Raw genomic sequence first — 15,416 nt, forward strand, 5'->3', positions numbered from 1 at the left:
CTTTTTGCGATAGAAATAGATTTATATAATTATATCATAATCTAAAAAGTAGATTTTATACAGCTGATTAGCTGATGTGTCTTAAATAAATTTTAAGAGATAGACTTTTAAAGAATTCGACAGGATAAAATATTCAAATATTTGAATGTTTTATCTCCTTTTTTATACAAATATTTGAATATTTGTTTTAATATCTATTAAAAATGCGATGTTTTAAATAAGGAAAAGGTTGGCATGAAACTTGCATAATATTAAGATGAGATTAAATAAAAGCTTTGGGAAAATTAAATTTAGTTTATGACCCTATCTCTAGAAAGGAGAATAACTTGGAATGAAAAAAGAAATATCGGTTTTTAAATCTCTGGTTCCAATTTTCTTTTTGATTGTCACAATCCTATTGAACAATCTATATGGAAATGGAGAATCCATGCTTCCCTTAATAGCCTCTATTTGCGTTGCTAGCTTTATTGCAATTGCTCATGGTTGGACTTGGCAGGAATTGGAAGATGGAATTATGCACTCTCTTGGATTGGTTTTCCAACCAATTCTAATTTTGATGATTATTGGAATGATCATTGGTTCTTGGATATTATCAGGTGTTGTACCTACAATTATTATCTATGGACTAGAGCTATTATCTCCTAAATCCTTCCTTGTTGCTACAGTTTTGGTATGTTCTTTTATCGCAGTAGCAACTGGAAGCTCCTGGACTACTATAGGTACGATTGGCGTTGCTTTAGTGGGAATTGGCCATGGGTTAGGTATTCCCAGTGGAATGACGGCTGGAGCTATAGTATCAGGTGCTTACTTTGGAGACAAAATGAGTCCCTTATCAGAAAATACAAACCTAGGTTCAGGAATTCTTGGAGTCAATCTATATGAACATATTCGCTACTTATTGTATACATCAATACCCTCTATGATACTAGCCTTAATTTTATTTGCCCTTGTTGGTGCAAAATATAGTGGCACTAGCTTTGACCAAAGCCAAGTAGACCTCATCATTGAAGGCATCCACAGTCAATTTGTAATAAGCCCTTGGCTTCTATTAGTTCCCCTAACAATACTCGTTGTAGTTTTATTAAAGGTTCCAGCTATTCCTGGTTTGATGGTATCTTTTGCTGTAGGGAGCCTTGCTGCAATATTTGTTCAAGGTGCAAGCTTACCAGATGTTGTTGAGGCTGCACAATTTGGCTACTTATCAGATTCAGGGGTAGAAATAGTAGACAAGCTCTTATCCAAGGGTGGGCTTGATAATATGATGTATACAGTATCATTAATTATTGCAGCCATGTCCTTTGGAGGCTTGTTAGAGCAGTGTGGAATGTTAACTAGTATTATTGAAAAAGTTGAACAATTTATTAAAAGAAGATGGTCAGTTATTGCTTCAGCTACTTTAGCCAGTACAGCTATAAATATTTGCACAGGAGACCAAGCTCTATCAGTAATTTTATCCTCTAGAATGTTTAAAGATTTATTCGAACATCATGATTTAGACTTAAAAAATTTATCTCGGTGTACATCTGATGGAGGTGTTGTAACTTCTCCAATTGTTCCTTGGAATGTTTGTGGAGTCTTTGTTGCATCAACTCTAGGTGTGTCAACCTTAAGTTATCTACCCTATAGCTTTTTTAACTTAATCTCTCCCTTGATGTCTATTGTATTTGGTGTATTAGGTATAAAAATATTAACTAAAAAAAGAAAGGAAGATAGTAATGAAAACAACAAATGAAATGATTAAAGATAAGGATCTTTGGGCTGGTTTAAACAATCCGGACTTAGCAATGGAAGATGCAGATATTGTTGTATTTGGACAAGCTTTTGATGGAGCAACATCTGTTCGGAAAGGAGCAGCAGATGGACCACGGTCTATTCGTGAATATAGCTACTCTATAACACCAACTACAGAAGATTTTGAATTAATGGACTCATTAAAAATTAAAGATTTGGGAGATTTTCAGGAAGAAAATCAAGAAGTTTTATTTGATAAAGTTCAAAAACAAGTTGAAGAAATTGTAAAGGCAAAGAAATTTTTTACCATGATAGGTGGAGACCACTCTGTCACTATTCCTGTTCATCGTGCTTTAAATAAAGTATTGGATGATCAATTTGGAATTATTCATATTGACGCACATTTCGATTTGTGTGATACACTTAGTGGAAGTCCATTATCACATGGATGTCCAGCTCGAAGAGCAACAGAACTTGATAAGGTAAATGGCAGTGATGGCGTTTATTTTGTGGGCATTCGATCCATTGAATTAGATGAATTAGAGTTTAAAAATAATAACCCTGTGCATGTTATAAATGCGAGACGATTCCAAACAATAGGAATTGAAGAGTCTGTTAAAGAAGTTGTAGATTACATGAGCCAATATAAGCATGTATATGTAACCATAGATATCGATTGTTTAGATCCAGGGTTTGCAGGAGGCACTGGAACGCCCCAGTTTGGAGGATTAACACCCAGAGAATTATTAGAATTCTTAAGGGGAATTTTCTGTCTACCAATTATTGGCTTTGATGTTGTTGAAGTTGCACCAAGTTTAGATTCTTCCCTAACTTCAACATTTGCGGCAAGAAAAGTTATAACCGAATGTTGGGGACATTATTGGAGAAAAAATCAAAAATAAAATAAATAAAAAATTGAGAGTCCTAGGATTCTCAATTTTTTATTTATTAAAACTTGACGTGTACACTTAGCTTGATACAATGAAAGAAAGGTTAGGAGGTGATTCAATGTTTAAAGAAACTCTAAATCAAGCAATACAGTACTATAAGACATTTCACTATATATTAATTGTGGATGAAAATGGGGTTATAGAATATTCTTCTATGTATGACAAGCATAGGGGAGGATTTATTAATGAAGATATAACTGGTATGCATATTTTGGAGGTTTATCCAAGTTTAAATCCTAATGAAAGTACTGTTTTAGAATGTCTAAAAGAGGGAAAAATCATTTATGATAGTTTACAAAAAATAGACAATTTTCAGGGAGAAACCTCATATTTTTTGAATACGGATTTTCCAATCATTAGTAATGGCAAGGCTATAGGAGTCATCGAAACTTCCAAAAAATTAAAAGAAGATGAGTACAAAAAGCTATTAAACAAAAGTCAATATACCCAAAAAGACCTATATACTGTCGATGATATTATTACAATAGATCCGGCCTTAAAGGATATAAAGAATCGTATTCTTCAAATTAGCAATTCTACATCCCCCGTCTTAATTGTAGGAAATACAGGAACAGGTAAGGATATGGTTGCACAAAGTATCCACAATCATAGTTATAGATGCCATAAGCCCTTTATAGTGCAAAACTGTGCAGCTATTCCTACAAATCTATTAGAAAGCATATTTTTTGGAACAGTTAAGGGGGCTTTTACAGGAGCTGAAAATTCAAAGGGATTATTTGAGGCTGCAAATAATGGGACTCTATTTTTAGATGAGATTAATTCTATGGATGTTTATCTGCAATCAAAGCTACTTCGAGTTGTCGAAGAGAAAAAATTTAGACCTATAGGTAGTACCAAGGCAAAAAATGTTGATGTGCGGATAATAGCAGCGTTAAATGTAGACCCATTGAAAGAGGTAAGAGAAGGTCGTTTGCGTGAAGACCTTTACTATCGCCTAGGAGTTCTTCAACTTCATTTACCAAGTTTAAAAGATAGAAAAGATGACATTATATATTTAACGAATCACTTTATACAACAATATAATGAAACTTTTTCGAAAGATGTAAGGGGCCTGTCTGATTTAGCACGACAAATCTTTTTAGATCATCCTTGGAATGGAAATGTTCGAGAATTGCAAAATGTCATAGAGTATATTTTTAATTTTATTGATCATGACTTAATACAGGTAAATGACCTGCCCAACTATCTGTATACAGGAGAGCAAAAAGAATCCAGAAAAAGTAATATGTTAGATTTTAATGTAATGGAGAATCTTCATAAATATTCTTTAAAAGCTTTGGTTGATAACTATGAGAAATATATTATACAAGAAGCAATTTCTAATACCGACAATTTAGCAAGTGCAGCAAATTTACTTAAAATATCTCCTTCTCTGTTACAATATAAGCTCAATAAGTACAAATTAAAATAAGAGCTAAAATAGAAACCGCAAAAAGCCTGACAATAAGGGAATCTTGTTAATAATAGACTATAAATATAGTAAGCGCTTTATACAAAAGGACCTGTTAGGACATTCTTAGTCCTAACGGGTCCTTTTGTATAAAACTAAATTTCTATCTAAAAATTTCCCCCAACATGCAACGGGCAGACCCGCCGCCGTAGTATTCAATAGTGGGGATATGGACAATTAAAAGTTCCAGATCTTCTTCCAGGGCCTGGACCTGGTCGGGTCTTAGGCTTTGGTAGGCTCTTTGGGAGCAGACTAAAAATCTTTTGCCATTTTGGCCTTCCACTTCCAAGGCATTTCCAGCACATTGGCTAATTTGGTCCAGGGTTAGGTCCACCAGGTCCAAGCCACTGGCCAGGATTCGATCCTCAACTCTGTTCCTATCTTCTGGGACCAGGGCATCCAAACAGACCAGGGCCTTGGTGGATGTAATGGACATTAAAATATTGGTGTGGTAGATGGGGGCTCCGGGTTTCGTGTCATAATAGTGATAGAGGCAAATAGTTATGTAAATGTAAGGAGTTCAAGACTTCTACCAAAGTTTAAAACTCAAAAAATAAATAGTTGGTGTGCTGCTTAGAGTATCCATTTTAATAATGGGTATTGTAAATAGCATACCAATAAAACTAAGGATTCTTTAAAGAGTCTTATTTTGTGATAAAAATTTAATATGTAAATCTCAGACGATAGAAAGTAATAATTCTGTCGTCTTTTTTATTTCAAAGAAAGGAGGTAGGAATGAATTTTGATTATTTTTATAATAGGCAATCTGAAATGTATAACTTCATTAGGTTACCTATGGTATTAATGGAAGATGAAGTTTTTGAGAGCATTTCTATTGAAGCTAAAGTTTTGTATTCATATATGCTTAATCGAATGGGTCTTTCATATAAAAATGGCTGGATAGATGAAGATGGAAAAGTCTTTATTTATTACACAATTGAAAGTATAAAAGATCAATTTAATTGTGCAAGTGAAAAAGCAAATAAATTAATAGCCGAACTTGATATTAAGTCAGGAATAGGACTGATTGAGAAGAAAAGACAAGGACTGGGAAAGCCTAACAGAATTTATGTTAAAGACTTTATGAGCATATTTAATAATATGGAATTAAAAAATCAAGAAGTTCGAAAAACAAAATTCCAGAAGTTCGATAATCGAAATTCAAGAGATTCGAATATCGAAAGTCAAGATTTTCGAAAATCGGAAGGTAACTATAACAATATTAGTAATAATGAGTTAAGAAAGAATAATTTTAGTAAAGGGCAAAAGCCTTATGGAATATATAAAAACATATTTTTGACTGATGAAGAATACAAGGACTTAACAAATGAGTTAGGAAGTAGAATTAATGAATACATTGATAGGTTGTCGTCATATATGAAAGCAAATAACAGAGAATATCAAGACCACAAGGCAACGATAATCAATTGGTATCTTAATGATCAGGCAAAAAACATTAATGATAATACAACAAGGAAAATGAATTACGATATAGGAGAGAGTTTATGAAAAGATTAAAAGATTTTGTATTAAGAGAAAATGATATTGAAAGAAATGGACATATCTATTGCAAGGTATGTGGTAAAAGAGTCGATGGAGAATTAGTTGACCTTGGATTTACAAAGTTTATTCCCAGAATTAAATGTGAATGTGAAATAAAAAGAGATAAGGAAAATGCAGAAAGAGAAATATTAACGAGAATATCATCGCTAAAAAGAGATTGTTTTTCATCGCCAAACCAACACCAATATACTTTTGAGAGATTCTTAAATGAAAAAGTTCAAGCTTACAAGGTTGCTTACAATTATGCTAAAAGTTTTGAACAAATGAAGGAAGACAATGTTGGACTTTTATTTTATGGAGATGTTGGCAGTGGAAAGACTTATCTTGCTTGTTCTATTGCAAATGAATTAATTGCAAGAAAACAAGTTAAAGTTAAGATTATGAATTTATCTCAGGTTATAAATCAAATACAGAAATCAGCATTTAAGCTAGATTCAAATGAAATTATTAATAACCTCTCTAATATTCCTTTGTTAATCTTAGATGACCTTGGAATTGAAAGAGATACATCTTATGCAAGAGAACAAGTATATAACATTATAAACTCAAGATACTTAAAGGGTAAGCCTACAATTTTTACTACAAACTTATCATTGGAAATTATTCAAAACCCTAATATTGACCTTGAGTATCAGAGAATATATTCAAGAATACTTGAAATGACAATACCAGTTAAAGTTACGGGAGAAGATTTTAGAAGAAAAATCCATCAAGAGAAGTTAAGAAAATACAAAGAGTTACTTTTATATGGAGGTGGAATAGATGATTAATGAAGAAGTATCAAGGTCAAGTCTTAATCTTGAAGTAAGACTTGCCAAAGCAACAAGTAAAGCAATTCTTGATGCCTTAAAGAAAGTACACAAGCAAATAGAGGAACAAGGTGGTTTGAAAAATGTAATAAAAAATAATGGAGAAGAAGTAAAACTAAAGGATATGGTTAAAAAGGGACAGTTAGAAGAAATTAATCTAAAAGATCCTGAGTTAAAAGAACTAAAGAAAATTTTAAATAAACACGGAGTGAAGTTTTCTGTTATGAAAGATAAGGAAACTGGTAACCACTCTGTGTTTTTTCAATCTAAGGATATAAAGGTAATGGAACACGCCTTTAAAAAAGCAGTTAAGGCTTCTGAAAGAAAGGCCGATAGAAAAGATTCAATAACGAAGACTATAAATAAGTTTAAAGATATGGCTAAGGACACCATTAGTAAAGATAAAGTTAAAAATAAACATAAGGAGCAAAGCTTATGATAAGTAATTTAAAAACATTTGAAAATAAGAATTTTGGGAAACTCACTGTTATAGAAAAATATGGTGAGTTTTTCTTTATAGCAAATGAAGTAGCAACTATGTTAGGATATGTTAATCCAAGAAAAGCTGTTTATGACCATGTAGACGAGGAAGATAAGGGTGTAACGAAATGGAACACCCCTGGAGGAATACAGAATATTTCAATTATTAATGAGTCAGGACTATATTCACTTATCCTTTCATCAAAACTACCACAAGCAAAAATATTCAAAGCTTGGGTAACAAGAGAAGTCTTACCAAGTATTAGAAAAAATGGAGGATATATAGCAGGGCAAGAAAAGAAAACTAACGAAGAGCTACTTGCAGATGCAATTTTAGTAGCTAATAGAATTATTGCCGAAAGAGAAGAAGAAATTGAAGTATTAAGACCAAAGGCAGACTATTATGACAAATTTGTAGATTATAACCTACTTACAAACTTTAGAAATACTGCCAAGGAGTTAGGAATACCACAAAATCAGTTTATAAGTTTTCTAATGGATAAGGGATTAATTTACAGAGATAAGAAAAAGAAACTCTTACCTTATGCAGATAAGAACAAGGGATATTTTGAAGTAAAAGAATGGGTTGATCCACTAGGTACACTTGTAGGAATACAAACATTTATAACACCAAAGGGAAGACACTACCTACTAATTTTATTAGATAGTGAAGGTTTCTACGATGAATAAGATATTGGAAGCCATTCTTTCTGATATTAAAAACTTAATTAAAATAGACAACCCAAAGAAATTTATGTTATCAAACATTCCCTATCTATCATTCTTCTACATTGGAAATATCTTTTCTAAGCACATCAATTCTTATGTAGGAGGAGATATTATTGATAGAATAATGGTGGGAATTTCTGATATAGGAACTTTATCTTATATACCAAGTATTAATCTAAGGGACTTGTTAGTAGGTATTTCAGTTGCTGCTACTGTTAAGCTAATTGTTTATAGCAAAGGTAAAAACAAAAAGAAATATAGGCAAGGTAAAGAGTATGGATCTGCAAGATGGGGAGAAAGTAAGGATATTGCTCCATACATTGACCCTAAGTTTGAAAACAATGTATTAATAACTAATACCGAAAGACTTACAATGAACTCAAGACCTAAAAACCCTAAATATGCTAGAAATAAAAATGTATTAGTAATAGGTGGTTCTGGATCAGGTAAGACAAGATTTTATGTAAAGCCAAATCTAATGCAAATGCATTCTTCCTATGTAGTAACAGACCCTAAAGGTACGCTTGTGTTAGAGTGCGGGAAAATGCTTTATGAAAATGGATATGACATAAAGATTTTAAACACAATAAACTTTAAAAAGTCTATGAAATACAATCCCTTTGCATATTTGAGAAGTGAAAAAGATATTTTAAAGCTTGTTCAAACAATTATTGCCAACACCAAGGGAGATGGAGAAAAAGCAGGAGAAGATTTCTGGGTAAAGGCTGAAAAGTTATATTACACCGCCCTTATCGGTTATATCTATTATGAAGCACCAGAAGAAGAAAAGAACTTTAAGACGCTTTTAGATATGATTGACGCAAGTGAGGTTAGAGAAGATGACGAAACCTATATGAACCCAATTGATAGGCTCTTTGAAGCTCTTGAAAAGAAAGACCCAAGTCATTTTGCAGTTAAGCAATATAAGAAATATAAGCTGGCAGCAGGAGTAATAGAATTAAGGAGAACACTTAATCACTATTTTAGTGAAATATGTACTTCTTAATTCTTTTTTTATTGAAAAATTAAGAGAAAGGGGGTAAAAATGAGGAATTTTGAAAAGATAACAGCACTCTATGAGAGATTAAGTCGTGATGATGAACTGCAAGGAGAGAGTAACTCTATCATCAATCAGAAAAAAATATTGGAAGAATACGCAAGCAAAAATAATTTGTCAAACATCATTCACTTTACAGATGATGGAATCAGTGGAACGCAGTTTGACAGACCGGGATTTATGGCAATGATGAACGGAGTCAATCAAGGAAATATTGGTTGTATCATTGTAAAAGATATGAGCAGACTTGGCAGAGATTATCTCAAAGTCGGTCAATGTATGGAGATACTAAGACAAAAGGGCGTAAGACTAATCGCTATCAATGACAATGTAGATAGTTTTTACAGAGAAGATGATTTTACCCCTTTTAGAAATATCATGAACGAATGGTATGCAAGAGATACATCAAGAAAAATCCAATCGACTTTCAGGTCAAAAGGCGAAAGTGGGAAACATACTGCAAGTACACCGCCTTATGGCTATATCAAAGATGAAAAAGATAAAAACAAGTGGATAGTAGATGAAAAAGCAGCAGAGATAGTAAGGCGAATATTTAACCTGACCATGCAAGGAAATGGTCCGTATCGAATAGCAAAGATATTGGAGAGTGAAAAAGTAGATATACCAGCCTATCATCAACAGAAATTAGGCTATGGACTATATCAAAGCAAAAACTTTGAACATCCCTATCGTTGGTGCAGCTCAACCATAGCAAGCATTTTAAAGAAACAGGAATACTTGGGACATACAGTCAATTTCAAAACAAGAAAACACTTCAAGGACAAGAAAAGCAAATATGTATCCGAGGATAACTGGCTTATTTTTGAAAATACACACGAGCCAATTATAGATCAAGAAACCTTTGACAATGTGCAAAGGATAAGAGGAAATGTAAAAAGGTATCCTGACGGTTGGGGAGAATATCACCCACTCACAGGACTGATGTATTGTGCAGATTGTGGAAGTAAAATGTATGTTCATAGAACAAGCAATTACAAAAATATACCCTATTACACTTGCAGTGCCTATACTAAAACACCTTGTGGCATGCTTTGTCCATCAGCACACAGAATAAAAGCGGAAGTAGTCTTAAATTTAATACAAGACACACTAAAAGATATTAAAAAATACCTTGATGAAGATAATGAAGCCTTTATCTGTTCCATTCAAAATGAAATGGAAGAAAAAGAAAAAATAGAGATAGAAAAGAAAAAGGTAAGATTAACGGAAAGCCAAAACAGACTTAGGGAACTCGAACGACTTATGTGCAGAATTTACGAAGATATGATCCTTAACAAAATACCAAATAGCAGATATGAGATACTAAACAATCAATATGAAACAGAGCAGATAACTTTAAGCAAAGAGATCAAAGATTTAGAGCAGCAGGTATCAAGATATGAAAAAGAAACAGACAGAGCAAGAAAATTTATATCTCTTATCAGTCGTTATGAAAACTTTGATGAACTTACAACTACAATGATAAATGAGTTTGTAGAAAAGATTATCGTACATGAAAGAGATAGAAAAGGAAGTCAGACATCAAAGCAAAAGATAGAAATTTACTTTAATTTCATAGGTAATTATGAACTGCCACAGGCGGAGTTAAGTGATGAAGAAAAACAAAAACTTGAGGAAGAAGAAAGAAAAATAAAGAAAAGAAAAGACAAGCTACATCAAAATTACCTGAAACGAAAAGCAAGCGGAAAACAGAAAGAGTATGAAGATAAATATAAGGCAAGAAGAGAACAGAAGAAACAGGAGAAAATAAAGGTTTTGAAAAGAGTGGGGATACCGGTGAGTGAGTATATAAAAACAAATATTTAAATCTATCTTGACAAATATTGAATTTTAATTTATTATTAAATATAGATTCAGTATTGGAATAGAAAGAGGTGTGCTATGGCACAAGTATTAAAAGAAGAAGTTAGAAATAGAATACTCGAAGCAGCAGAAAAAGTATTTTATAAAAAGGATTATAGAGGTGCCAAATTAACAGAAATTGCAAAAGAAGCAGATATTCCTGTGGCACTAATTTATACCTATTTCAAAAATAAGGCAGTTTTGTTTGATGCAGTAGTAAGTTCTGTTTATATAAACTTCGAGTCAGCTTTTAATGAGGAAGAATCTTTGGAAAAAGGTTCTGCTTCTGAAAGGTTTGATGAAGTTGGAGAAAATTATATTCATGAACTTTTAAAAGATCGTAAGAAGTTAATTATTTTAATGGATAAAAGCTCAGGTACAAAGCATACAGAAGCAAAACAAAAACTCATATCGCAAATGCAGGTTCATATTGAAGTAAGTTTAAAAAGACAATCGAAACAGGAATATGATCCAATGCTTGCCCATATTTTAGCCAGTAACTTTACAGAGGGACTTCTTGAAATAGCAAGGCATTATCAAAGTGAAAAGTGGGCAAAAGATATGCTAAAACTTATTGCAAAGTGTTATTACAAGGGAGTGGAATCATTGTAAGTTGATTTGATATTTAAATGCGATAAATTTAAATTTTTGGAGGAGATATTTTGAAGATATATAAAGATAAAGAAGAACTGAAATCTGAGATAAATAAAAGTTTTGAAAAGTATATTTCTGAATTTGATATTATTCCTGAATCTCTCAAAGATAAGAGAGTCCCTGAAGTTGACAGAACACCAGCAGAAAATCTTGCTTATCAACTCGGATGGACAACATTAGTTTTGAAATGGGAAAAAGATGAGAAAAACGGTTTTGAAGTAAAGACACCGTCGGATATGTTTAAATGGAATCAACTTGGAGAATTATATCAGTGGTTTACTGATACTTATGCTCATTTATCGATAGAAGAATTAAAGAAACGATTGAAAGAAAATATTATATCTATCTATACAATGATTGATACACTAAGTGAAGAAGAATTATTTCAACCGCATATGAGAAAATGGGCTGATGAAGCTACTAAAACAGCGACATGGGAAGTTTATAAGTTTATTCATGTTAATACGGTTGCCCCTTTTGGAACGTTTAGAACTAAGATTAGAAAATGGAAAAAGATTGTGCTATAATTTTTGATTTGCTGATACAGTAATTTAAAAAAATATAGTGATCGGATAAAATAGACTTTGCGTAATCAGCAAAGTCTTACTTTAAACCTTAATACTGAATTAAAATTCAATATTATTCAATTTTGAAAGGAGAGTTGTTCATGCCGGAAAAAGAATTAAGAAAAAAAGTGATTGGGAAAAACGGTTTATCCAATTCACTTCTTGCTTTAAAAATAGTATTTGATTTGATACCACAAATCTTACTCGTATCTTTGATTAGTTCTTTAATTACAAACAATATTAACGAAGGTAATTTAAAGTATATATTTTTGGGAATCTTTATATCGTTTGTATTAAAAGGAGTGTTTTATTATTTTGCAACAAAGGTTGCCCATGAGAAAGCATACGAAAAATTAACAGAACTTAGGTTAGATATTATCGGTCATCTGAAAAAACTAAGTTTGGGATTCTTTAAAGAACATAATACAGGAGAGCTTACCAACATTGTCCAACATGATGTAGAACAAGTGGAAGTATATCTTGCTCATGGTCTCCCTGAAATAATGTCAGTTACACTTCTGCCTACCATTATTTTTGTAGCTATGATTTTTGTGGATTGGCGTCTTGCTCTTGGGATGATTGCCGGAGTTCCACTCATGTATTTGGTAAAAGTTCTTTCACAGAAAACAATGGATAAAAACTTTGCGATTTACTTCAATCATGAAAACAGAATGAGAGAAGAGCTAATGGAATATGTAAAAAATATTTCTGTGATTAAGGCTTTTGCTAAAGAAGAGGAAATTAGTGAAAGAACATTAAAAACGGCAAGAGAATATATTTACTGGGTTAAAAAGAGCATGGGGATGGTTACAATTCCAATGGGACTCATTGACATATTTATGGAAATTGGAGTGGTTATTGTCATGATTTTGGGAAGCATATTTCTTTATCATGGAAATATTACAACGCCTAATTTTATCCTTGCCATTATTTTATCGTCTGCTTTTACTGCTTCTATAAGTAAGACAGCTACATTGCAACATTTTTCTATTGTGTTTAAGGAAGCGTTAAAGGCGATAGGGAAAGTATTAACAGTTCCACTTCCAAACAAAAAGACAGAACAAGGTTTAGAATTTGGAAACATAGAATTTAAAGATGTGAATTTTGCATACGGAAAAGATAGCTTTGAGCTTAAAAATATCAATTTGAATTTTAAGAAAAATAGTTTGAACGCCTTTGTAGGAGCAAGCGGTTGTGGAAAGAGTACGGTATCTAATTTGCTTATGGGATTTTGGGATGCAGACAAAGGACAGATATTGATAAATGGAAAAGACATAAAAGATTATAGGCAAGAAAATATCTCAATGTTGATTGGTAGTGTGCAACAGGAGGTTATCCTTTTTGATTTAAGCATTTTTGAAAATATAGCAATCGGAAAACTAAATGCAACAAAAGAAGAAGTCATAGAAGCTGCTAAAAAAGCAAGATGCCATGATTTTATTTCGGCATTACCAAATGGATATGAAACACGAGTAGGTGAAATGGGCGTTAAGTTATCCGGTGGAGAAAAACAAAGAATCTCTATAGCAAGAATGATACTGAAAAATGCACCGATTTTAATATTAGATGAAGCAATGGCAGCTGTTGATAGTGAAAATGAAAGACTAATCGGCGAAGCAATTGACGATTTAAGCAAGGATAAAACCATTATTACAATTGCTCATCATCTAAACACAATTAGAGATTCAGACCAAATTATAGTTATGGATAAGGGTGTTGTTCTTGATGCAGGAAGCCATGAAGAGTTGATGAAAAGATGTGAGTTCTATAAGGATATGGTTGAAGCACAGAACAAGGTAGATAGATGGAATTTGAAAGAGGTGGTAACAGAAAATGTTTAGAGAAATGTTAAAGCTGCTTACAAAAACCGGCAAGAGAGATTTGATTATATCAAGTGTATTCTTTGCCCTTTATGGACTAAGCTCCATAGCCATGATTGTTATCGTATTTTCTATACTGTTTCAGATATTTGATGGGACGAGTTTAGCAAGTTTATATAAAGGTTTTATTGCAATTGGGTTACTTGTAGTATTCAAAGGCATTTGTAATATGGTTGCAGATATGAAAAAGCATAGTGCAGGTTTTGATATTGTTCAGCAAATCAGAGAACGCATGATTATTAAATTGAAAAAATTCAGTTTGGGATTTTATACCAATGAAAGACTGGGAGAGATCAATACAATTTTACACAAAGATGTTGATAATATGTCTCTTGTTGTAGGACACATGTGGTCGAGAATGTTTGGCGATTTTTTGATAGGTGCAGTCGTATTTATCGGTCTTGCAAGTATTGATTTCAAACTTGCTATTCTAATGGCTGTATCTGTTCCGATTGCACTTGTCTTTCTATATCTGACAATTAAGCAATCTGAAAGAATAGAGAATCAGAATAATTCAGCACTTCTTGATATGGTTAGCTTATTTGTTGAATATGTTAGAGGAATACCTGTACTAAAGAGTTTTTCAAACAATAAAAGCTTGGATAATGAGCTTATGAACAAGACAAAAAAGTTTGGAGAAACAAGCAAAGTAGCTTCAAGATTCAAGGCAAAACAGCTATCTATATTTGGGTTTTTACTGGATATTGGATATTTAGTTCTTTTAATTGCAGGAGCAATACTTGTTATAAAGGGAAGTCTTGATGTACTTAATTTTATTATCTTTGCAGTAATTTCAAAAGAGTTTTATAAGCCGTTCGCTTCTATGGAACAACACTATATGAACTATGTTTCGGCGGTAGATAGTTACGAAAGACTTTCAAGAATTTTATATGCAGATGTAATCCCGGATAAAGTGAATGGAATTGTTCCGATGGATAATGATATAGCTTTTGAAAACATAGATTTTTCCTATGAAAAAGATGAATTTAAAATGGAAAAATTGAGCTTTTCTATTGCTGAAAAAACTATGACAGCCTTAGTTGGAGAATCAGGTAGTGGAAAGACTACTATAACCAACTTGCTTTTAAGATTTTATGATGTGCATAAAGGAAAAATTACCCTCGGAGGAACTGATATAAGGGATATTCCTTATGATGAGCTTTTAGATCGTATTAGTATTGTCATGCAAAATGTTCAGTTGTTTGATAATACCATTGAAGAAAACATCAAGGTAGGTAAAAAAGGAGCAACGAAAGAAGAAATCATTGAAGCTGCAAAGAAAGCGAGGATACATGATTTCATTATGAGTTTACCAAAAGGTTATGAAACTGATATTGGAGAAAATGGTGGGATTTTATCAGGTGGACAGAGACAAAGAATATCTATTGCAAGAGCTTTTCTAAAGGATGCACCTATTTTAATTCTTGATGAAATGACAAGTAATGTTGATCCTGTAAATGAATCTTTGATACAAGATGCTATTACAGAACTTGCAAAGAATAGAACTGTACTTGTAGTGGCTCATCATTTAAAAACCATTCAAAAAGCTGACCAAATTCTCGTATTTCAAAAAGGAAATTTACTTGAAAAAGGAAAGCATGGGGAACTTCTTGAGAAAGATGGTTACTACACAAAATTATGGAAAGCTCAGTACGAGGTATAA

General features: G+C 32.5%; 13 protein-coding genes and 1 pseudogene. 13 read left to right on the forward strand and 1 reads right to left on the reverse strand.

Going from position 1 to position 15,416, the window contains the following annotated elements:
- The first annotated feature begins 331 nt into the window (after nt 1-331).
- From nhaC to CS898_RS00530, 3 genes are all read left to right on the forward strand, one after another.
- Nucleotides 332-1,732 (forward strand): Na+/H+ antiporter NhaC, encoded by a 1,401-nt coding sequence (gene nhaC / locus CS898_RS00520; protein ID WP_099207732.1) that lies wholly within the window; start codon nt 332-334, stop codon nt 1,730-1,732.
- The gene (gene speB, locus CS898_RS00525; RefSeq protein WP_099207733.1) at nt 1,716-2,633 is read left to right on the forward strand and encodes an agmatinase; all 918 of its coding nucleotides are present in this window, start codon (nt 1,716-1,718) and stop codon (nt 2,631-2,633) included. Before nhaC ends, speB begins: the two co-directional genes overlap by 17 nt.
- 106 nt (nt 2,634-2,739) lie before the next feature.
- Nucleotides 2,740-4,113, forward strand: coding sequence for a sigma-54 interaction domain-containing protein (locus CS898_RS00530; RefSeq protein WP_159459093.1), 1,374 nt, complete (start codon nt 2,740-2,742; stop codon nt 4,111-4,113).
- 142 nt (nt 4,114-4,255) lie between these two features.
- Here CS898_RS00530 and CS898_RS00535 read toward each other — a convergent pair whose 3' ends face one another.
- Nucleotides 4,256-4,588: an arginine deiminase-related protein gene (locus CS898_RS00535; protein WP_234975990.1), complete on the reverse strand. Its 333-nt coding sequence runs from the start codon at nt 4,586-4,588 to the stop codon at nt 4,256-4,258.
- 299 nt (nt 4,589-4,887) lie between these two features.
- Between CS898_RS00535 and CS898_RS00545 the strand changes: the two genes are divergently transcribed.
- The 10 genes and pseudogenes from CS898_RS00545 (at nt 4,888) to CS898_RS00590 (ending at nt 15,416) form a co-directional block, all read left to right on the forward strand.
- Nucleotides 4,888-5,661 (forward strand): replication initiator protein A, encoded by a 774-nt coding sequence (locus tag CS898_RS00545; protein WP_099207735.1) that lies wholly within the window; start codon nt 4,888-4,890, stop codon nt 5,659-5,661.
- Entirely contained in the window at nt 5,658-6,485 is an 828-nt protein-coding gene (locus CS898_RS00550) for an ATP-binding protein (RefSeq protein WP_099207736.1), read from the forward strand. Before CS898_RS00545 ends, CS898_RS00550 begins: the two co-directional genes overlap by 4 nt.
- Nucleotides 6,478-6,963, forward strand: coding sequence for a PcfB family protein (locus CS898_RS00555; RefSeq protein WP_000606600.1), 486 nt, complete (start codon nt 6,478-6,480; stop codon nt 6,961-6,963). The genes CS898_RS00550 and CS898_RS00555 overlap by 8 nt, the downstream gene beginning before the upstream one ends.
- The gene (locus CS898_RS00560; protein WP_099207737.1) at nt 6,960-7,694 is read left to right on the forward strand and encodes a phage antirepressor KilAC domain-containing protein; all 735 of its coding nucleotides are present in this window, start codon (nt 6,960-6,962) and stop codon (nt 7,692-7,694) included. The genes CS898_RS00555 and CS898_RS00560 overlap by 4 nt, the downstream gene beginning before the upstream one ends.
- Nucleotides 7,687-8,682 (forward strand): annotated as a pseudogene (locus CS898_RS00565) (type IV secretory system conjugative DNA transfer family protein); the annotation flags it as partial. The gene CS898_RS00560 and the pseudogene CS898_RS00565, both read left to right, overlap by 8 nt.
- A 96-nt stretch (nt 8,683-8,778) precedes the next feature.
- Complete coding sequence (locus CS898_RS00570) at nt 8,779-10,617, forward strand: recombinase family protein (protein ID WP_050139254.1); 1,839 nt, start codon at nt 8,779-8,781, stop codon at nt 10,615-10,617.
- 75 nt (nt 10,618-10,692) lie between these two features.
- Nucleotides 10,693-11,265: a TetR/AcrR family transcriptional regulator gene (locus CS898_RS00575; RefSeq protein WP_000079884.1), complete on the forward strand. Its 573-nt coding sequence runs from the start codon at nt 10,693-10,695 to the stop codon at nt 11,263-11,265.
- Nucleotides 11,266-11,315: 50 nt separating this feature from the next.
- Nucleotides 11,316-11,834, forward strand: coding sequence for a ClbS/DfsB family four-helix bundle protein (locus CS898_RS00580; protein ID WP_000708365.1), 519 nt, complete (start codon nt 11,316-11,318; stop codon nt 11,832-11,834).
- 140 nt (nt 11,835-11,974) lie between these two features.
- Nucleotides 11,975-13,714, forward strand: coding sequence for an ABC transporter ATP-binding protein (locus CS898_RS00585; RefSeq protein ID WP_099207739.1), 1,740 nt, complete (start codon nt 11,975-11,977; stop codon nt 13,712-13,714).
- Nucleotides 13,707-15,416: an ABC transporter ATP-binding protein gene (locus tag CS898_RS00590; protein ID WP_000488162.1), complete on the forward strand. Its 1,710-nt coding sequence runs from the start codon at nt 13,707-13,709 to the stop codon at nt 15,414-15,416. Before CS898_RS00585 ends, CS898_RS00590 begins: the two co-directional genes overlap by 8 nt.

The organism is Urinicoccus timonensis, from assembly GCF_900232945.1.
Classification (GTDB): domain Bacteria; phylum Bacillota; class Clostridia; order Tissierellales; family Peptoniphilaceae; genus Urinicoccus; species Urinicoccus timonensis.